The organism is Bacillus sp. JK106 (genome assembly GCF_053663355.1).
In genome coordinates, this window is record NZ_JBSJQC010000002.1 from 348,837 (window position 1) to 367,720 (window position 18,884).

An 18,884-nucleotide genomic window follows, 5' to 3' on the forward strand; every position below is an offset into this window, starting at 1 on the left:
GTCTTTAAATCAAAAATGGCCGCGCCGCAGGCAAGGCAGATGAACGAAGATCAATTTGCCGATCTGTACGGCGAAGACATCATTTCACCGCCCTATAATCTCATTGAACTGAAAACAATCGCCGAATACTCGACGATTCTTCAGCAGTGCATTGACGCGTATCGGGTCAATATTACGGGTTTTGGGTTCGATGTGGAATATACCTTTGATGTAAATAGCCCAGATTGCTCACCGTCTAAAAAGGCCCGGGCCGAAAAAAACTGGATGAAGCTGGAGAGCTTTTACAAATGTCTTCATTTTGATGAATCGGCCGAGACGGTCCTCGGATATGCGATAGAAGACCGCGAAAAAACGGGCAACGGTTTTCTCGAAGTGCTTCGGGACGGCGCGGGAAAACCGGCGGGGATTGAATATCTGGATGTGAAACATATGCGCGTCTGCGGTGTGACTGATCCCGTTGAAGTTACATTTTCATATGAAGAAAACGGCGCATCCAAAACGATTAAAAGGCAAAAACGGTTCCGTAAATATGTTCAGATGCTGAACGGACGGAAAGTGTTTTTTAAGGAATACGGCGATCCCCGCATGATGGACATGAGAACCGGTGAATACGTAAAGACCCTGTCTGAAGAATACCGGGCAAATGAAGCCATTCACTTAAAAATCGGCAGCGGTACTTACGGCATTCCGCGCTGGGTCGGCAATATCGTCAATCTGTACGGCGCCCGGAAAGCGGAAGAACTGAATTTTATGTATTTCAAGCAGGGCCGTCACGTGCCGGCCGCCATTACGGTTGAAAACGGCATGCTGTCAGAAACCTCGTACAAAGAGCTTCAGGATTATATGAATGACCTGGAAGGGGTGGAAAACGCCCACAAATTTCTGCTGATTGAGGCGGAAGGCATTGCGAAGGAAAAAGACCTTCACGGAGGCGAAGACATTACGCCCGTGTCTGTGGAAATTAAATCACTTGCGGAAATTCTGCAGGATGATGCGCTGTTTCTTGAATATGACGACAAAAGCAGAAATAAACTCCGTTCCGCTTTCCGTCTCCCGCCGCTTTATACGGGAGAGGCGCAGGAATACAACAAAGCCACAGCCGATACGGCACGGAAAATAACGGAGGAGCAGGTGTTTCAGCCGGAGCGGAAAACGCTGATTAATAAGCTCAACACGTTATTTTTGCCTGAACTGGGTCTCCACGATGTACAGCTCACATTAAAAGGGCCTGATTTTCGCGATCCGCTTGAAATTGCGAAGGTGCTTACGCCATTTATTTCCGCCGGCGCGGTCTCTCCTAATGACCTCCGTGATCTGGCGGGAAGAGTGCTCGGCAAGACGCTTGAGGAATGGCCTGAAGAGTACTACAGCAGGCCGGTGCTGAAAGGGAAAAAGGAGCAATCCTGAAAGGGGGTGAAAACATCTCGTGCCGAGAGAATTGAGAAATGCCGTCATCAGTTTTGTGAGCTATGTCGATAAGGCGGCGAACCAAACGGAATTCTTTTTTACAAAATCAGCCGGAGGCCTTCCGTCATTTGAAAAAAAGGTGCAGGTGTTTACAAAAAACGAATCGGATGAGCAGAAGCTTGTTTACGGCATCGTTTACGAGCCGGATGTCCCCGATGCACATGGCGATTATATGACGGCTGAAGAGATTGAAAAGGCCGCTCACGGTTTTTTGGCGGACGCCCGCAACATCGATACAAATCATAACTTTGAAGGCGGGACCGGCGAGGTGGTGGAGTCGTACGTCGCCCCGGATGACTTTGAAATCGGGAATGCTGTGATCCGGAAAGGATCTTGGGTGCTTGTCACCAAAGCTTCCGATGAAGTATGGGATCAGATTAAAGCCGGTATCATTACGGGCTACAGCATGGCGGGAACCGCTGACGTTTACGAAGAGCCGGCAGAAAAGCAAGCCGGCTTATTCGGCGCGGTCAAGCAATTTCTCGACCGTGACCGCAAATCAAGAAACCGCAAGGGAGAGGACTTGAACAAGATGAGAAAAGAAGACGTAAGAGAATCGATTGAACACGCGCTGCACCCGCTTTTAAAGCGGCTTGACAATTTGGACCAAAACACGGAAGACAAAGACGGGGCGGCTGCGCCGTCTGATGAAGAAAAGCTGAAAACGCTTGTTGAGGACATGCTGGCGCCGATTATTAAACGCATTGAAGCGCTTGAAAAAGTAAGAGGCGCATCAAAGCAGCCGGAAGAAGAGACGGGCGGGCAAGAGCCTGTTAAAAAATCCATTTGGAGCGGACTGCTTTAAGCCCAGTCAGAAGGAGGAACTGTAGAGTGAGAAATCAAGATATCATCAGAAAGGCGGAAATGTCACTTTCCGCTTTAAAAAGCGGCGGTTTAATGAACCCCGCACAAGCTTCAGCATTTATCCGCATGGTGCAGAACACGCCGACCATTTTCAGCGAATCGCGTGTGATTCAAATGGAAAATGACTCGCAGAAATTTGAAAAAATCGGTTTCGGCCAGCGTATTCTGCGTGCCGCTGAGGAAGGAAAAGCTTTAACTGACGATCAGCTGACCGTCCCGGCAACAAGTACGGTGCAGCTGAATACGAAAGAAGTCATTGCGGAAATTAATATCACCTATGACACGCTTGAAAACAATATTGAAAAAGACGGCCTGCAGCAGACGATCATGCAGATTTTGGCGGAGCGGGCGGCAGTCGATATTGAGGAGCTTGTCGTAAACGGCGATACATCTTCTTCTGATCCGTACTTGGCACAGCTTGACGGAATCCGTAAGCAGACTGTATCTCACGTCATTGACGGAAACGGGGAAGAGCTGTCCAGAGCGACATTTAAAAAAGGCTTAAAAGCCATTCCGGCAAAATATTTGCGCCTGCCTCAGGAATTCAGATTTTACACATCTCAAGGCATGGAGATTGAATGGAAAGACCGTGTGGCTGACCGTCAGACCAATCTGGGAGATCTTGCGGTGCAGGGCGGTTTGTCTTCAGCATTCGGCGTTCCGGTCAAAGGAGTGTCCAATCTGCAGCCGTACTCAGTCGGAGAAGGTGATTCCCAGTACGATGCGTCTGACATCATTCTGACTCACCCGAAAAATATCATTCTCGGTTTTTCACGGAATATCCGAATCGAAGTAGATAAAGATATTCGCAGCCGCAAATTTATTATCGTACTGACGGCTAAACTTGACAGCAAATTTGAAGAAGAAGATGCAAGCGCCAAAATCGTAAACGTTAAAGAATAAGACGGGGGTGGCAGTTATGTTAATTCAGCCGTCTGACGTTGTTTCATATTCAGTTTATGATCAAGTCAAAAACAGGCCGGAGCCGCTTCTTATACAGGACATTCTGGAGGCGGAGGCGGAAGCGGCCAGAATGGCGGGGCATTCGTTCACTGACCCTGTTTACTCACCGCTTCCCGAAAAGATTAAGCTTGCGTTATTAAAGCTTTCTCAATATTTTGCGCTGATCAACCAGAATGAAGCAGCCGCTTCCGCCTATCAATCTGAAAAGATAGGCGACTACTCGTATACGGTGGCAGGTGAAGGCGGAATCAGAAAACCGGCGGTGCACCATCTGCTCTGTGAATATATCGCGCCGGGTTATTCCCCGGTTTCTGCACACGCAAAGGTGAGACCTTTATGAGCTACGAACGGCTGCTCACTGACAGATGCGATATTTATCATGAGACGGTGTCAGTTCCGAAGGCCGGACGCTTCGGGATTCCCGCCGAAAAGCTCCAGCCTGTCTTTTCTTATCCGGAAGTGCCCGATGCTGAAGACGTGCCGTGTCTGTTTGTTGAAAAACAGCAGCAGCTTATTCAGCTTGAGCCTGATCATAAGGTATATCAGCGGTTTCTCGTTCATTTTCCGAAAGAGGCCGTTGTGCGTGTCAATGACAAAATCATTTGGGAAGGCCAGGCGTATATTCTGGAAATGCCGAAGAAAGCAAGACAGCACCATTGGGAGGTTATCGCTGTGAGAGATGACAGACTATGAACATAAAAAACCTTGAACAATGGAATCGGTCGCTGCAAAAGGCATCATCCGGAGAATTTGCCCGTCAGGCAGGCGAATGGCTGGAACAGTCAGGAGAGGATTTTCTCGACTTGGTACGGGAGGAGCTTATTCATTCGGGAGGGATTGATACAGAAAGCCTGCTGTCTTCTTTCCGAAAAGGAGCGCAGGATCATGTATGGATCATTGAAAACGGGGGACTGACCCTTGAAATCGGCACCAATGTAGAGTATGCCTCATTCATAAATGACGGACATTGGACCGTCTCAGATGAAAATGTCAGATGGGTGCCCGGGTATTTTCAAGGCTCCCGGTTCATCTATGATCCGTCAGCTTCAACGGGAATGGCGCTCAAAAAACAGTGGATCAGCGGAAATGGGTTTTGGGACAAAGCCCTTCTTTTGTATGAAACACTCTTCGCCGAATCGCTGGATAAGCGTTTCAATCAGTGGCTTAACACGTTGGGGGGAGATATCGGATGAATCGCGAAACCGGTTCAATCGCCGCTTTTTTGTATCAGCAATGCGGCGTACCCGTATATGAAAATGAACTGCCTGAACAATTTCAGGTGCCGTCACTTTACATCCCGCCCCCGTATGCTTTTGACGAGAATGACACAGTCTCCACCTTTAAGAAGACATACAGTCTGAATGTGAAGCTGTTCCATGCCGACTCGGTGCAGGCGCTCTATGCAGCCGACCGGATCGCCGATGCGGTGAGAGAATCAAGACAGCTGATTCCGCTGCTTACGGAATCAGGGGAGGATACCAATGATTTCGTCCGCATCAGCCGTATCGAAACAAGAGTCGGAGACAAAGGCGAGGCAGTGATCACCATCCGCTGGACGAGCCGCTACTACTATCAGAAACAAACATCTCCCGCACTGCGGGATGTGGACATTAACAGCGGGGTGAAAGAAAAGTGAAACAATATAAAAAGAAAAACGCCGCAACTGCGGAACGAGCGGTTCTTTATGACACGGCGGATTTAACAAAGCACGCGAAGGAGCTTTTCGGCGTAAAACCCGAGATTCTCCAGGGGGCTTTATTCGGCGTGAAGCAAAAACAAATGACAAAAGCGCAAGCCAAGTCTTACATTGAAGCATTTTTAACCAAGGAGGTCATGCAATAATGAACGGCGGAACATTTACGCAAGGAAAAGAAAAAGAACGTGCCGGAATCTATTTTAACTTTAAAACAACCGCCCAGGAGCGGGTATCGATCGGTGAACGCGGGATTGTCGCCCTTCCCGTCGCATCCGGCTGGGGGGAAGCGAAAACATTCGTTTCCATTTCAAGCGTTGAAGATTTGAATAAAAAAGTGGGGCTCAGTATTGAAGATCCGTCACTGATTCTGCTTCGTGAGGCGAAAAAGAAAGCAAAAACCGTTTTGATGTACCGTCTGACAGAGGGAATCAGAGCGAGCGCAGATCTTTCGCAAGGTGTTAAAGCAGCCGCTTTGTACGGGGGTTCAAAAGGAAATGACATCATCATCCGCATCAGTGAAAATGTCCTTGATCAGACCGCTTTCGATGTGACCACTTACATGGATGAAGCGGAAGTTGACAAACAAACGGTGAAAAAAGCCGAAGAATTAAAAGCAAACGGCTATGTCACATTTACGGGAACGGGCGAACTGTCGGCTTCCATCCCGCTGACAGGCACTGAGGAAGAATCCGGGGAAACGTTAAACCCGCAGGCAGGCATCCGTCTCGCGGGAGGAACTGATAAAGCACCGGTCAACTCAGACTATACGGATTTTTTAGCTGCGGCTGAAACGGAGAATTTCGATGTCATCGCTCTTCCTGTCGCGGAAAACGATCAGCTGAAAGCGACATTTGCCGCATTCATTAAACGCCTTCGCGATGCACAGGGACAGAAAGTGCAAGGGGTAACCGCCCATTACAGCGGAGATTATGAAGGCATTATCAATGTGACTGAAGGTGTGCTGCTGGAAGACGGAACTGAGATTAAAGCTGAAGATGCGACCGCCTGGGTGGCAGGCGCAAGTGCCAGCGCCGCATTTAATCAATCCTTAACATTCGTTGAATACGAAGGCGCCGTCGATGTGCTGCACCGCCTGACTCATGATGAAGTGATCGAACGTCTTTCCAAAGGTGAATTCCTTTTCTCTTATGATGTCCGTGATAAGTCAGTCAGCGTTGAAAAAGATATCAACTCATTGGTGACATTTACGGCAGAGAAAAATAAAAAGTTCGCGAAAAACAAAATCGTCCGTGTGCTTGATGCGGTGAATAACGATTTGACACGTGAACTGAAAGCCTTAATTAAATCGAAAAAAGGCACGGGCAGCGATCTTCCAGCGACAAACGACGGCCTTCAATTCGTCAAAACGATGATTATTCAATATTTGACAACGCTTCAGGATGCGGGCGGCATCGCAAACTTTGATTCAGACAAAGACATTACAATCGGACTGAATGAAGACCGCGACGGCTTTTTAATCGATCTCGCCGTACAGCCTGTGGATGCGGCAGAAAAATTCTACTTTAATGTGGAGGTAAACTAAGATGGCATTAAAAGCGCAAAACACGATTTCAGGAAAAGAAGGCCGTTTATTTCTCGACGGAGAAGAGATGGCGCATATTAAAACGTTTGAAGCAAACGTGGAAAAAAACAAATCAGAAGTAAACATCATGGGCCGCCGTATGACGGGACATAAAACAACAGGCGCCAACGGAACGGGCACGGCAACATTCTATAAGGTCACATCCAAATTCGCCGTGCTTATGATGGATTACGTGAAAAAAGGCAGCGACCCGTATTTTACGCTGCAAGCCGTTCTTGACGACAAATCATCGGGCCGCGGAACAGAACGCGTCACCCTGTATGACGTCAACTTTGATTCTGCAAAAATCGCCGGACTGGACGTAGACTCAGAAGCGCTCGAAGAAGAAGTGCCGTTTACCTTTGAAGATTTCGATGTGCCGGAAAAGCTTTCTGAAACGTTTTAATCAGGATCATTATGAGTGAAACAGGCCTTTTACAGGCCTGTTTTTTATAAAAAAAAGAGTAAGGGAGTTTTCATCATGAGCGAAAAAAACGAACAAGTATTTGATCTGTCATTCTTTATGCCGGGTAAAACAGTCGAGGCTGAGGAGATTCGGGTTCCGCTTTCAAAGCGTTTTGTCGATAAAAAAGGAAACATCGTGCCTTTTATTTTTAAAGCCATTACGACTGAGCGCATTGACGAACTGGAGAAGGAAAGCACGACATATAAAAATGTGAAGGGCAGAGGCCGCGTAAAAGACTTAGACAGCCAGCGCTTCTATGCGCGGATCGCGGTTGAATCTACGATTTACCCTGATTTCCGGTCTAAGGAGCTCCGCGACGCTTACAAAACGGCAGATCCGGTCGAAGTGGCAAAACGCGTTCTTTCAGTCGGCGGTGAGTATGCAAATTGGCTGAATAAAGCGATTGAGATCAACGGTTTTGAAGATGAATTAGAAGATCTGGAGCAAGAAGCAAAAAACTGATAAAAGATGGGAATAAGGAAGCCGTGTATCTCTATTACGCGATGCATGAGCTTCATTATTCTCCATCAGAACTGAAAGAGTTATATGAAGCACCGAGACATTTTAAGGCGCTGTTGTACGGTTTAATCGGTTACAAGCTGGACATTCTTGAAAAACAAGCGAAGAAAGGGGGAGCGACATCATGGCAAAGCTGACCGCCCGTTTTGAATTGGAAGATCGGGTTTCAAAGAAAATAAGGAAAATCCAAAATGGCTTCAGAGCGTTTGAGAAATACAGGAAAATGACAAAACGCCAAAGTGAAATTGATATACGCAAAGAGAGTAAATCTGTTTTAAGAACAATTGACCGCATCCAGCGCTCTATGAAAAGAAAGCTGGGCGCACAAATGATCTCTATTTCAGCTGAAGACGGAGCCAGTGCCGTCATTCAAAAGGTGCAAGCCCAATTAGCGGGTCTGCCTGCGTCTTTAACCGTTAAAATAGGAGCAAAAGACAGCGCGACAGCGGCATTTGAGAGATTGCGGGATCTGGCTGCCGGTTTTAAAGGATTTACCGTTTCACTGTATGCGTCAGACGAAGTGACTCCTGCCATGGAACGTATCAAACGCTACATGCAATCTGCGTTAAAGAACGGGTACTCTGTCACTATACGCGTCATAGATCACGTCATGAAAACAGTCGGCCGAATTTCAGCGGGGATTGATTCGCTGACGGGGAAAAACAATGTCATTCAATTATCGTTAAACGAAAAGGTGACAGCACAGCTGGCTGCAATGCAAAAGAATATGCCGGACGTCGGAAAAGCTTCTGCATCTGCTGCTCCTGCTTCGCCGAAAAATGATTTTTCAATGCTTGACTCCATTGCAGACACCTTCATGAAAAAAGTCAATGACATCGCATCCAAATTTTATCCGGAAACAATCATAGCGGAACTGGATAAATTCGCTGCAAGCTTTATGAAGAAAGCGGACGAAATCGCGAGCAAATTCAGCCCGGAGACAATATTAGCAGAGCTGGATAAGTTCACGACCTCATTCATGGGGAAAGTGGATGAAATCGCAAGCAAATTCAGCCCGGCAACGATATTAGCCGAACTGGACAAGTTCACGACGTCATTCATGGGAAAAGTGGACGAGATTGCAAGCAAATTCAGCCCGGAGACGATATTAGCCGAGCTGGACAAGTTCACGACGTCATTCATGGGGAAAGTGGACGAGATTGCAAGCAAATTCAGCCCGGCAACGATATTAGCCGAACTGGACAAGTTCACGACCTCATTCATGGGGAAAGTGGATGAAATCGCGAGCAAATTCAGCCCGGCAACGATATTAGCCGAGCTGGACAAGTTCACAACCTCATTCATGGGAAAAGTGGACGAGATTGCAAGCAAATTCAGCCCGGCAACGATATTAGCCGAACTGGACAAGTTCACGACCTCATTCATGGGGAAAGTGGATGAAATCGCAAGCAAATTCAGTCCGGCAACGATATTAGCAGAGCTGGATAAATTCACTGATTCGTTTATGAAAAAGGTAGACGGAATCGTGAGTAAATTCAGTCCGGAAGCCATATTGAAAGAACTGGATAAATTCACTGATTCATTTATGAAAAAGGTTGATGACGTTGTCAGCAAATTCAGTCCGGAGACCATATTGAAAGAGCTGGATCATTTTACTGATTCGTTTATGAAGAAAGTCGACGACGTTGTCGGTAAATTCAGTCCTGATAAGCTAATCGACCGCGCCGAACAATTTGTAAATGACACGATTGACCGAATTTCTGAGAAATTCGATTTTCTCAATCCGGATAAGATTCTGGAAAAAGTGGAGCAGTTTACATCATCACTGTTCGGAGGCATTGATAAAAAGTTCGGCAAGTTCAGCCCTGATGCGATCATCGAAAAAGCCGAGGCATTTGTTGATAAAATTGTCAGCAAGATTGCCAAGAAATTTGAGAAATTCAGCCCGGACAAAATCATCGAAAAAGCCGGGGAATTAATAGAAAAAATATTTTCAGGAATCGCTGAAAAATTAGGCAAACTCAATATCGGCGGATTATTAGGAGGCGGCACGAAAAAAGAAAAGAGTAAGGGGAGCCTTTCTGCCGGCGGCACCAACAGCCCGAAGCGTCCTGAGCTGACAAAGGGTCCGCAGCGCACGGGACCATCACCGAAATCTTCAGGAAGGTCAGCCAAAAAAACCGGCGGGGCTTTGGGGGGCTGCTGCTGCTGTACCGGAGTGACGAGGGGCAAAAGCAGTAAAGTCGAAGGGCGGAATAAATCTTCGAAAAGAGGTTCCTCCGTAAAGGAAAGCAAACAGGCATCCGTAAACACGCCGAAAACAAAAGGGGCAGGTAAAGGCATCGGCGGGCTTTTGAAAGGCTTAGGAGATTCAAAGGCGCTGAAAGGCGGTATGAAAGGGTTAAAAGGTGCCGCTAAAGGAATTCCCGGCATAGGTGAATTGTTATCACTTACTGATTTAGCCGGCATCAATAAAGATAATGCAGGAGAGAAGGTCGGCTCAGCAGGCGGCGGTCTTGCAGGAGCCGCGGCCGGAGCGGCAATCGGCAGCGTTGTTCCCGGAGTGGGCACATTAATCGGCGGCGCGGTAGGCGGCATCGCCGGCAGTCTAGGCGGTTCCAGCTTGGGAGAGGCCTTTGATTCAGGGGCTTTGAAAGACACATGGAATGATATTTCCGAAGCGGCGCAAAGTGCTTGGACAACAATACAAGATACTTGGGGAAGCGTTTCATCCTGGTTCATGGAAAATGTATGGACGCCGGTTTCATCAGCTGTCGCCGGAGTGGCGACAAGCATCTGGTCAAATATCGTGAATGCGTGGACGACGATTCAAGAGATTTTCAGCACGGTGTCATCCTGGTTCATGGAGAATGTATGGACGCCGGTTTCAACGGCTGTCGTCGGAGTGGCGACAAGCATCTGGTCAAATATCGTGAATGCATGGACGACGATTCAAGGTGTCTTCAGCACAGTATCCGGCTGGTTTATGAGCACTGTCTGGGAGCCCGTAAAATCGGCTGTCGTCGGAGTAGCGACGTCCATTTGGAGTAAAATCACAGGAGCTTGGGATAAAATTAAATCTGTTTTCAGTACGGTATCCGGCTGGTTCATGGATATTGTCTGGAACCCGGTGAAAAACATGGTGGAAAAAGTCGGAAAAGGAATATCAGACGCTTTCACGACTGCTTTAGATACGGTAAAGGATATATGGAAAGGGTTAAGCGGCTGGTTTGAGAAACATATAAAAGAACCTCTTGTAAAAGTGGGAACAGCCATATCAGATGCTTTTTCTGCAGCATTCGACTGGGTGAAAAAGATTTGGGATAAAACCGGCGGCAAATTGATTTCAGGCGTAATGGACTTTGTCACAGGAGGCGGCGGAGATAAAAAGAAAAAAACGGACAAAAACGCCACGGGCGGCTACATTACAAAGCCGACCATTTCCTGGATCGGTGAAGCCGGTAAAGAATTTGTCATCCCCGTCGACAACAATCGCGGCCGCGGGAAGATGCTGCTTTCACAAGCTGCGTCTAAGCTCGGCATGCGTGTTGTCGATGATATGGGTGCGGCTTCGGCTCAGTCTTCCGCTGTGCCGGCGGGAGCGGGCGGTGTTTCTTCTTCTGCATCTGTATCGGCCGCAGTGTCTGTAGAGGCATCCGGACTTGGCGGGACGGCTTCATCACTCGGCAAACAGTTTACTGAAGGCTTTGACAGCGGAATCAGCAATAAATCGGTGGATATGGACGGCTGGAAGGAGAAAAACATCGGAACGCCGTTCAATGCCCTCATTTCGTCTTCACCCGGTTACGGAAAGCAAGTCGCTGCGGGCTATGCCAAAGGTCAGAATACATCGCCGACGGGCACCGATTCGTTTTTAAAAACAAAGGTGAAAACACCTTATCAATCGGCGGTTAATCAATCGTCATCATGGGGCGCCGCCACAGTGAAAGGATATTCGGCCGGACAGAATGCAAAAGATACGGGAACGTCGCAATACGTAAGCACACATATCAATAAACCGTTTGTTCAATCAAGAGATTCCGCGAACGGCTGGGGATCAGGCCTGATCGGACACTTCGTATCAGGAATGACTGCAAAAGGAAGCGAAGTCAAACAGGCGGCCAAAGATATGGCCAAAAAAGTAGAGGACGCATTCAGGGAAGAGCTTGATATTCACTCTCCTTCCCGTGTCATGATGAGTCTCGGACGCTTTGCTTCAGTCGGCGTCGTCAAAGGCCTCAGCTCAGTTGACGTGAAAAAATACGCCGAAAAACAGGCAGGCTCGCTTGCAGCAGCCTTTTCCGGCATGGGTGCAGCGGGAGGAAGCGTCAAAGAATGGCTTTTGGCCGCAATGAAAGCAACCAATACGCCGATCAGCTGGCTTCCGGGATTAATGACGATCGCACAGCATGAGTCAGGCGGCAACCCTAATTCCATTAATCTATGGGACAGCAACGCCAAAGCCGGACACCCGTCACAGGGGCTTATGCAAACGATTCCGAGCACCTTTGAAGATCACAAAGCGCCGGGCATGAATGATATCAGAAATCCAATCCACAACGCCGCTGCCGCTATCGGCTATATTAAAAGCCGATACGGCTCGATCAGCAATGTCCCCGGGATTAAAAGTATGGCTCATGGCGGCCCTTACGTCGGTTATGCCAATGGGGGTCTGATTACCAAGGAGCAGATCGCCCGTGTCGGCGAAGGGAACAAACGGGAGTGGATCATCCCTGAAGAGCGGGGCATCCGCGGCCGTTATCTGCTGCAAAAAGCGGCTCAGGCGCTCGGCATGGAAGTGTCCGATCCGTCCCAGACGGAACCGGCGGCGCTTTCAGCCGGCACGGTATCCGCAGCCGTTAAAGGCGGCGGACAAACCGTTCAAAAAACGGGAACAAAAGAAATTAAAATCGAATTCAGCGGCGATCAGCATTTCCATAACGGACAGGACGCCGACAGCCTCGCCGCCAAAATCAAACAGGCGCTGATTGATGAACTGCAAAAAGACATTTATACCGGAGCAAAGGGGGCCGTTGCTTTTGACTAAATCTGTTTACGAATTTTGGCTGTCTCAGGGGAAGGACAAGCTCCGGCTTCCCGTTCTCCCTGAAGCGATTGATATCGCAAACAGCGTGCAGAATGATTCCGTGAAAGTCACCGGACTTGGAGAGGTGACGTTTATCGAAGAACCGGGAGCGAAAGAAATTTCGTTCTCTTCTTTTTTTCCGAAACGGTACAGCCCGATTGTCGAATATCAAAGCATTCCTTCACCGGAAAAAGCCATTTCAGCCATTGAAACATGGATGAAAGCGAAAAAACCCGTTCAGTTTTTGATTACAGGGACAAAAATCAATGTCACATGCAGTATTGAAAGCTTTAATTACAGCGAAGGTGACAATGAAATCGGCGACCGGAATTTTGATATCGTACTGAAAGAATATAAAACCGCTTCGCCAAGAAAAATCAAACAAAAGAAAAAAACGAAAGCGAAGCGCCCGTCCAAAGCTTCACCCAAAACATATACCGTCAAAAAAGGGGATACGCTTTGGGACATCGCCGGCAGGTTTTACGGAAAACACACAGAGTGGCGGAAAATCTGGAACGCGAATAAAACCGCCATGATTAAGCGCAGCAAACGGAATATCCGGCAGCCGGGGCATTGGATCTTCCCGGGGCAGAAGCTGAAGATACCGCAATGAAACGGGTGAAAAGATGATTGAACTATTTGTCATAAAAGAAACGGAGTGGCTCGAGCTTGTCACAGAAAGCGTAACGCTGGAAGGACACAGATATCAGGCGCCCCGCTCCATCGAAGCGACGATTGTCGTAAAGCAGGGCAGCCAGACGTATTACGGCGTATCAGAAGGGGATACGGTTTTGTTCAAATGGAACGGAAAAGAGCTGTTCCGCGGCATTGTTTTTGCAAGAACGCCCGATGAGCATACCGTCGCCTTCACCGCATACGATATGCTCCAATACCTTGTGAAAAACCAGGACGTTTACGTGTTTTCCAACAAGCGCGCCGATCAAATATTAAAAAGGATCGCCAGCGATTTTCAAATTCCCGTCACATCCATTGCGAACACAGGCCATACCATTAAATCACTCGTTTTTAAAAATGATACAAGCCTTTACGATATGATGCTAAAAGCGTTAAAGCAGACAAAAAGCCAGACGGGGCGCAATTATCAGCTCTATTCAGAAAAAGGCAGGCTCGGCTTGCGTGAATGGCCGGAGCCGTCTGACATATGGGTGCTGGAAACAGGAGTTAATATTACAGGGTATCAATACAGCACCTCAATTGATGACACCGCAACCCGTGTCGTCATGCGGCTGCAAAAAGACAATAAAACGATAAAGGCTTCCGCCTCAGACAGCGCCGGCATGAAAACATTCGGCGTTTTGCAGTATACCGAAACGGTTTCTGACGACATTAACGAAGCCCAGCTGAAACAGCGCGCAAAAGTGAAGCAGGCTGAGAAAAAAGGCATTAAAAAAGAGCTGAAAAATATACAGGCGATCGGTATTCCTGGGTTGGAAAGCGGATTGCCTGTCTATATTTCAATTCCGGAAATCGGGCTGAAGAAAACCTATTATGTAGATACGGACCGCCATGAATTCCAAGGAACAAAACATACCATGACGATTGACGTCACGGAGAAAAATTCACTTCCGGAGGGGACATCCTGATGAGATTAAGTGATGCCATTAAACATTTAGCCGTCGGAGCGGTTGACGCCGAAGCGCCGGTGGAGCTGATCCCGGCCGAAGTGACCTCCGTTTCGCCGCTCGAGCTGAAACTGAAAGATCACGACAAACTTTTGATTCCGTCTGATGCACTCATTGTGCCGAAGCGGCTGAGATCCGGAGAAGATGATCAGCTCCAGGCGGGAGATCGGGTGATGACCGCCGCTTTAACAGGAGGACAGTCTTTCTTTGTACTGGACAAAATTTAACCTGCATCCGGACGGAGATATACGAGAATATCAGCCTATTAAAGCCGCTTCATCTGCCGAAGAGGGCTTTTTTACATGAACAAATCTAAAAGGAGCGGGTGCAATGGCCCTGACACCGGAAATCGAATTTGAAGATTTGGAGGATGCGAGTGAGGCCGTTGAGACTTCACAAACCTACCGAATTGATTTTGAAAACAACCGGATTACCAATGAACTGATAAACGGACTGGACGCAATCAGACAATTCGTCTATATCGCTCTTCACACAGAACGGTATATATATTCGGTTTTCAGCCATGATATCGGAAACGAACTTCAGGAAGTGCTTTCAGATCAGAACACGACGGATGCTTATAAAAAAATGGAGATTCCAAGACTGATAGAAGAAGCCTTGCTGTATGATGACCGGATTTTGGCCGTTACCAATTTTGAGATTGAGAAAAAAGATGATGCCTTCATCGTCTCTTTTACCGTTGAAACTGATGAGGGCATGCTTGAGATAGAGGAGGTGCTGGGTGAGGATGTTTGAAGCTCAGACGTTTGACGACATTATGGACAGAATGCTGGCGCGCGTTACGGCGGACATTGATACGAGAGAAGGCAGCGTCATTTACAATGCGCTCGCGCCTGCGGCCGCTGAGCTCGCAAAGTCTTATATTTGGCTGGATACCGTGCTGGAGCTCGTGTTTTCCGATACGGCTCAGGGAGAATTTCTGGACAGGCGTGCTGCTGAAGCGGGAATTGAACGAACACCTGCCACAAAAGCGGTCAGAGCCGGAGAATTCACAGCGGGCATCACCATTCCGCCAGGCTCCCGTTTCTTCGTTGATAACCTGTATTTTCAATATACGGGGGATGGAACGCTTGAATGTGAAACAGCCGGTGAAGCGGGCAATGCCGGCATTTCAGGGCAAAACCTGCTGCCGCTTGATACGATACCCGGGCTTGAGAAAGCAGTCGTGCGCGATATATTGATTCCCGGCCGTGAGGAAGAAGACGACAACAGCTTAAGGGCGCGCTATTTTACCCGTGTCCGCCGGGAAGCAGTCAGCGCAAATAAACAGCATTATAAACAATGGGCCGAAGAGGTTGACGGCGTCGGCAGGGCGAAAATCTTTCCGCTTTGGAACGGAGACGGAACGGTGAAAGTTGTCATCACAAATGCGAATTTGGAACCGGCATCAGATATTCTGATCAAAAAAGTAAAGGATTATATTGATCCGGACGAAGGGCAGGGAGAAGGACAGGCGCCGATCGGAGCGGCAGTAACGGTGGAAAGCGCCGTATGGAAAGAAATCGAAATCTCCGCTTCCGTGCTGCCTGAGCTGAACAGCTCGATCGATGACGTAAAAGCGGAGATTGAAAAAGGCGTCCTGAATTTATTTAAGAAAATGGCCTTCGAAGAAAACACCGTCCGTTTATCACAAATTAACAACATCGTTTATAACTCGGCATCCGTCAGTGACTACGCCGATATCAAAATGAACGGTGCGGCGGAAAACCTCGTGCTCAGTGACGTGGAAATTCCTAAACTCAAAGAGGTGAGAATCCTTGAGCAGACTCGATGAGATGACGGCGTACCTCCCGCCGTTTTTAACCCGATTAAAAGAGATGGCACAACTGCTTGAGGCGGAAGCTCCTGAGTTTGAGCGGCAGAATAACGATATTTTCGATTTGACCGATCAGCTCTTTATCACGACGGCGACATGGGGGCTTGACCGCTGGGAAAAAATATTAAAAATACCGCGGGAATCAGGTGACACGGAGGATATGAGACGGCTCAGGCTGATTTCGAAGATGTCGAATATTCCGCCCATCACCCATCAAGCGATCGAGCAGGCGCTAAACCGTTTTTTAAAACATCCGTCAGCTTATGTTCGGATGTTCCCGGGGCAGTATCGTTTTTATGCCGATATCGGGCTTGATGACCTGCAGCACATGAACGAGCTGATTGAAACGCTTGAAAAAATCAAACCCGCTCATTTGGCGTATACACTGAGAGCCGCATTAAACGAAACACTGGAAATCAAAGACCGGGTCATTCTCAACAATCGGAGATACCGAAAAGTCAGTGAACTGAAGGTCGGTTATTCCGTCACACTCAACAATAACGAGGTGGTCTTACCATGATATCAGCCGCTTACAGACAGCGTGCCGCAGCCGATCTGAAAAACAGGATCACAAAAGTGCTGTTAAACGGCAAAGAAACTCCGATTGCGGACATTTCCGTAAAAGATGCCGCAGTCACCGTTCTCACACGCAGGGAAGAAGACGTCAAACACATTGAAACCGTGCAGATGCTTGACGAAACAGGAAGCGTCATTACAGAACGAAAAACAAATTTAGATCTCAGCAATAACAGAACGCTTGATTTAAGATTTACCTTTGAGGTGGTGTAACGATGGCTTACGAAGAAAAAACAGACTGGCTTCCGGACGATCCGATTAATGAAGATGATGTCAACCGCTGGGAAAAAGGCATAAAAGACGCCCACACGGATCTGGCGGCCCATAAAAACGACATGAACAACCCGCACAAAACGACAAAGGCGCAAATCGGCCTCGGAAACGTGGACAACGTCCAGCAGGCAGCAAAAAAAGATTTCGACCAGCACAATCAAGATCTGGACCGGCATGTGACGAAAGAAGAGCGGGCTGTTTGGAACGGTGCTCAGCTTTCTAAAATCACAAAAGATAATGGCTCCGCTTTTATTAATATCTCTGACGGACAGGATTTTCATCAGACCGCTGCCAGCCAGAATAAGACCTTTACTTTCTCAGCAGCTGCAACTGGAATAAATACCCCGCCTAAACCGTCAGAGGGTATATACCTTTATTCTTCAAAGAATAACGGAGAGGCGGTCGCTTTCTCAGATGACGGGGGATTTTGGAGAAAAACACTGAAAAACGGCATCTGGACGGAATGGATGCCATTTGAAACAGCTGCCGGAGCACAAGCAAAAGTAAATGAGCATGCCGACAAAACAGATCTTCATGTAACCAAATCTGACAAAGACAAATGGAATGCAGGGCAGTTATTCAATCTGACTGACAATGACGGGAATGCTAAAACGGTAACGGAAACAAACTTAGACAATATAAAAACGTCCGGCATCTACTATATATCAGTTCAGCATACGGAAAATAAGCCTGCGGAATACGGACAATTAATTGTCATGCAAAGAACCCGCGGAGCATCACCGACTTTTGTCCAAATGTTTATAGACACAGTGGCCGCCGGAAATCCCATATACGTCCGAAGTTTCAGCACTAAAGGCGTATGGTCGGAATGGAGCCAACAAGAAACAGATTCAGGCTCTCAAGCAAAAGTAGACGCTCACGCCAATAAAAAAGATATTCATGTCACACAGGCGGATAAAGATATGTGGAACGGCGCACAGCTTTCGAAAATAACAAACGATAACGGCGGCTATCTTCTGACAATTGGTGATGATGATAACTTTCTTGAAAAAATCGTTAAAAACGGCAGGGCGTTCGGCACCTTTTATTCAACCGGCAAAGCGGCAAACAGTCCGAGCAACGCTTCAACCCGCGGCATGTTTCATTTTACCTCTCTTGACAGTGAGGGGAAAGGAACGTTTGGGTATGTCCTTGCCGTCGATTATAAAAATAATATGTTCACGAACTATTTGGATTTGAACTTGGGCTGGCAGGGCTGGCGTCGCCTCGTTACCGAACTTGATACTGAGAATGTACCTTGGATAAATGTTCCTTATAAAAATGGGGCTAAATCAGGAGACAGGCCGCTTCAATACCGCAAAGTGGGAAACACCCTTCACCTGAACGGACACGTTCTTACGGACAGAGAAGTGGTGTTCGGGAGTGTGCCGTCCTCTTGTGCGCCGGCCAAAGGCGTTGTGACTATGGTTGCAGCCAGCGGCACCACCGGTTACAGCAAATTTATTATCTATTCTAATGGAGATATGAAGCTGACGGGAATTATGGCCAATATAGAAAATAACGTGAACGGCTATTATATTGACCTTGTTTTGGCACTCACGTAAAGGAGCGAGAATATGAAATTAATATTTCCGTATGACAATGACAACATTTATACAGGCACTCCGGTTGAGCTTTATCCGGATTCTGAGACAGGAGATTATATGATGCCGCCTAACGCTGCGGACTTTCCGCCGGAAATAAACGGCGAAGGCATGTGGCGCCCATTTTTTGATGAAGAGAAACATGAATGGGTGGAAACCGCTGACGAAGCATATAAAGAGAGCTTAAAAAAAGATACGGCTCCCGATTCAAACCAGCTTGCGGGCCTCGGCGGACAGCTGGCGAATGAGAAATTGGCCAGAAAAGCAGCCGAACAAGCGCAGCAGTCACTCGGCAGGCAATTAGCGTCTTTAAAACTGGAACTCTTACACGTAAAAGGAGAATGAAA

General features: G+C 47.7%; 22 protein-coding genes. All 22 read left to right on the forward strand.

What is annotated here, in order from left to right; genetic code table 11:
• The first annotated feature begins 15 nt into the window (after positions 1-15).
• Positions 16-1,407, forward strand: a complete 1,392-nt coding sequence (locus ACWJJS_RS07375; protein ID WP_088005490.1) for a phage portal protein — start codon at positions 16-18, stop codon at positions 1,405-1,407.
• A 19-nt stretch (positions 1,408-1,426) separates the two neighbouring features.
• Entirely contained in the window at positions 1,427-2,272 is an 846-nt protein-coding gene (locus tag ACWJJS_RS07380; protein WP_454023451.1) for an XkdF-like putative serine protease domain-containing protein, read from the forward strand.
• 26 nt (positions 2,273-2,298) lie between these two features.
• Positions 2,299-3,234 carry a phage major capsid protein gene (locus ACWJJS_RS07385; RefSeq protein WP_007407274.1) on the forward strand — a complete coding sequence of 312 codons (936 nt, stop codon included), beginning with the start codon at positions 2,299-2,301 and terminating at the stop codon, positions 3,232-3,234.
• Positions 3,235-3,250: 16 nt separating this feature from the next.
• Complete coding sequence (yqbG, locus tag ACWJJS_RS07390; RefSeq protein ID WP_003154846.1) at positions 3,251-3,634, forward strand: protein YqbG; 384 nt, start codon at positions 3,251-3,253, stop codon at positions 3,632-3,634.
• Complete coding sequence (locus ACWJJS_RS07395; RefSeq protein ID WP_007610806.1) at positions 3,631-3,987, forward strand: DUF3599 family protein; 357 nt, start codon at positions 3,631-3,633, stop codon at positions 3,985-3,987. Before yqbG ends, ACWJJS_RS07395 begins: the two co-directional genes overlap by 4 nt.
• Positions 3,984-4,487 (forward strand): HK97 gp10 family phage protein, encoded by a 504-nt coding sequence (locus tag ACWJJS_RS07400; RefSeq protein ID WP_043867016.1) that lies wholly within the window; start codon positions 3,984-3,986, stop codon positions 4,485-4,487. Before ACWJJS_RS07395 ends, ACWJJS_RS07400 begins: the two co-directional genes overlap by 4 nt.
• On the forward strand, positions 4,484-4,930 hold the full coding sequence (locus tag ACWJJS_RS07405; RefSeq protein WP_454023452.1) for a phage portal protein: 447 nt from the start codon (positions 4,484-4,486) through the stop codon (positions 4,928-4,930). The genes ACWJJS_RS07400 and ACWJJS_RS07405 overlap by 4 nt, the downstream gene beginning before the upstream one ends.
• Complete coding sequence (locus tag ACWJJS_RS07410; protein ID WP_003154839.1) at positions 4,927-5,136, forward strand: hypothetical protein; 210 nt, start codon at positions 4,927-4,929, stop codon at positions 5,134-5,136. The genes ACWJJS_RS07405 and ACWJJS_RS07410 overlap by 4 nt, the downstream gene beginning before the upstream one ends.
• Entirely contained in the window at positions 5,136-6,533 is a 1,398-nt protein-coding gene (locus ACWJJS_RS07415; RefSeq protein ID WP_454023453.1) for a phage tail sheath family protein, read from the forward strand. The genes ACWJJS_RS07410 and ACWJJS_RS07415 overlap by 1 nt, the downstream gene beginning before the upstream one ends.
• A 1-nt stretch (position 6,534) precedes the next feature.
• Entirely contained in the window at positions 6,535-6,978 is a 444-nt protein-coding gene (locus tag ACWJJS_RS07420) for a phage tail tube protein (RefSeq protein ID WP_003154837.1), read from the forward strand.
• A 75-nt stretch (positions 6,979-7,053) separates the two neighbouring features.
• Positions 7,054-7,500, forward strand: coding sequence for a phage tail assembly chaperone (locus tag ACWJJS_RS07425; protein WP_032874591.1), 447 nt, complete (start codon positions 7,054-7,056; stop codon positions 7,498-7,500).
• Between the two features lie 41 nt (positions 7,501-7,541).
• Positions 7,542-7,694, forward strand: coding sequence for a hypothetical protein (locus ACWJJS_RS07430; RefSeq protein ID WP_015239684.1), 153 nt, complete (start codon positions 7,542-7,544; stop codon positions 7,692-7,694).
• Positions 7,682-12,565, forward strand: coding sequence for a transglycosylase SLT domain-containing protein (locus tag ACWJJS_RS07435; protein ID WP_454023454.1), 4,884 nt, complete (start codon positions 7,682-7,684; stop codon positions 12,563-12,565). Before ACWJJS_RS07430 ends, ACWJJS_RS07435 begins: the two co-directional genes overlap by 13 nt.
• Positions 12,558-13,217 carry a LysM peptidoglycan-binding domain-containing protein gene (locus tag ACWJJS_RS07440; RefSeq protein WP_070081677.1) on the forward strand — a complete coding sequence of 220 codons (660 nt, stop codon included), beginning with the start codon at positions 12,558-12,560 and terminating at the stop codon, positions 13,215-13,217. Before ACWJJS_RS07435 ends, ACWJJS_RS07440 begins: the two co-directional genes overlap by 8 nt.
• A 13-nt stretch (positions 13,218-13,230) precedes the next feature.
• Positions 13,231-14,208 (forward strand): XkdQ/YqbQ family protein, encoded by a 978-nt coding sequence (locus ACWJJS_RS07445; RefSeq protein WP_039251762.1) that lies wholly within the window; start codon positions 13,231-13,233, stop codon positions 14,206-14,208.
• Positions 14,208-14,474, forward strand: a complete 267-nt coding sequence (locus ACWJJS_RS07450) for a DUF2577 family protein (RefSeq protein ID WP_070081678.1) — start codon at positions 14,208-14,210, stop codon at positions 14,472-14,474. Before ACWJJS_RS07445 ends, ACWJJS_RS07450 begins: the two co-directional genes overlap by 1 nt.
• A 103-nt stretch (positions 14,475-14,577) precedes the next feature.
• On the forward strand, positions 14,578-15,003 hold the full coding sequence (locus ACWJJS_RS07455; protein ID WP_454023455.1) for a DUF2634 domain-containing protein: 426 nt from the start codon (positions 14,578-14,580) through the stop codon (positions 15,001-15,003).
• On the forward strand, positions 14,996-16,042 hold the full coding sequence (locus ACWJJS_RS07460; RefSeq protein ID WP_070081679.1) for a baseplate J/gp47 family protein: 1,047 nt from the start codon (positions 14,996-14,998) through the stop codon (positions 16,040-16,042). The genes ACWJJS_RS07455 and ACWJJS_RS07460 overlap by 8 nt, the downstream gene beginning before the upstream one ends.
• A complete protein-coding gene (locus tag ACWJJS_RS07465) occupies positions 16,026-16,604 on the forward strand; it encodes a YmfQ family protein (protein WP_007407262.1) in 579 nt (192 codons plus the stop codon). The genes ACWJJS_RS07460 and ACWJJS_RS07465 overlap by 17 nt, the downstream gene beginning before the upstream one ends.
• On the forward strand, positions 16,601-16,873 hold the full coding sequence (locus ACWJJS_RS07470; RefSeq protein WP_003154822.1) for a hypothetical protein: 273 nt from the start codon (positions 16,601-16,603) through the stop codon (positions 16,871-16,873). Before ACWJJS_RS07465 ends, ACWJJS_RS07470 begins: the two co-directional genes overlap by 4 nt.
• A 2-nt stretch (positions 16,874-16,875) precedes the next feature.
• Positions 16,876-18,498: a pyocin knob domain-containing protein gene (locus ACWJJS_RS07475; RefSeq protein ID WP_146276585.1), complete on the forward strand. Its 1,623-nt coding sequence runs from the start codon at positions 16,876-16,878 to the stop codon at positions 18,496-18,498.
• 12 nt (positions 18,499-18,510) lie between these two features.
• Positions 18,511-18,882: an XkdW family protein gene (locus ACWJJS_RS07480; protein WP_070081681.1), complete on the forward strand. Its 372-nt coding sequence runs from the start codon at positions 18,511-18,513 to the stop codon at positions 18,880-18,882.
• Positions 18,883-18,884 lie beyond the last annotated feature (2 nt).

What these genes read in the sequence shown, in the direction of transcription:
- ACWJJS_RS07375 (WP_088005490.1), top strand. Translation starts at nt 16, where the DNA reads ATGGCCGCGCCGCAGGCAAGGCAGATGAACGAAGATCAATTTGCCGAT.
- yqbG (WP_003154846.1), top strand. Translation starts at nt 3,251, where the DNA reads ATGTTAATTCAGCCGTCTGACGTTGTTTCATATTCAGTTTATGATCAA.
- ACWJJS_RS07395 (WP_007610806.1), top strand. Translation starts at nt 3,631, where the DNA reads ATGAGCTACGAACGGCTGCTCACTGACAGATGCGATATTTATCATGAG.
- ACWJJS_RS07400 (WP_043867016.1), top strand. Translation starts at nt 3,984, where the DNA reads ATGAACATAAAAAACCTTGAACAATGGAATCGGTCGCTGCAAAAGGCA.
- ACWJJS_RS07405 (WP_454023452.1), top strand. Translation starts at nt 4,484, where the DNA reads ATGAATCGCGAAACCGGTTCAATCGCCGCTTTTTTGTATCAGCAATGC.
- ACWJJS_RS07415 (WP_454023453.1), top strand. Translation starts at nt 5,136, where the DNA reads ATGAACGGCGGAACATTTACGCAAGGAAAAGAAAAAGAACGTGCCGGA.
- ACWJJS_RS07420 (WP_003154837.1), top strand. Translation starts at nt 6,535, where the DNA reads ATGGCATTAAAAGCGCAAAACACGATTTCAGGAAAAGAAGGCCGTTTA.
- ACWJJS_RS07425 (WP_032874591.1), top strand. Translation starts at nt 7,054, where the DNA reads ATGAGCGAAAAAAACGAACAAGTATTTGATCTGTCATTCTTTATGCCG.
- ACWJJS_RS07430 (WP_015239684.1), top strand. Translation starts at nt 7,542, where the DNA reads ATGCATGAGCTTCATTATTCTCCATCAGAACTGAAAGAGTTATATGAA.
- ACWJJS_RS07435 (WP_454023454.1), top strand. Translation starts at nt 7,682, where the DNA reads ATGGCAAAGCTGACCGCCCGTTTTGAATTGGAAGATCGGGTTTCAAAG.
- ACWJJS_RS07445 (WP_039251762.1), top strand. Translation starts at nt 13,231, where the DNA reads ATGATTGAACTATTTGTCATAAAAGAAACGGAGTGGCTCGAGCTTGTC.
- ACWJJS_RS07450 (WP_070081678.1), top strand. Translation starts at nt 14,208, where the DNA reads ATGAGATTAAGTGATGCCATTAAACATTTAGCCGTCGGAGCGGTTGAC.
- ACWJJS_RS07455 (WP_454023455.1), top strand. Translation starts at nt 14,578, where the DNA reads ATGGCCCTGACACCGGAAATCGAATTTGAAGATTTGGAGGATGCGAGT.
- ACWJJS_RS07460 (WP_070081679.1), top strand. Translation starts at nt 14,996, where the DNA reads ATGTTTGAAGCTCAGACGTTTGACGACATTATGGACAGAATGCTGGCG.
- ACWJJS_RS07470 (WP_003154822.1), top strand. Translation starts at nt 16,601, where the DNA reads ATGATATCAGCCGCTTACAGACAGCGTGCCGCAGCCGATCTGAAAAAC.
- ACWJJS_RS07475 (WP_146276585.1), top strand. Translation starts at nt 16,876, where the DNA reads ATGGCTTACGAAGAAAAAACAGACTGGCTTCCGGACGATCCGATTAAT.
- ACWJJS_RS07480 (WP_070081681.1), top strand. Translation starts at nt 18,511, where the DNA reads ATGAAATTAATATTTCCGTATGACAATGACAACATTTATACAGGCACT.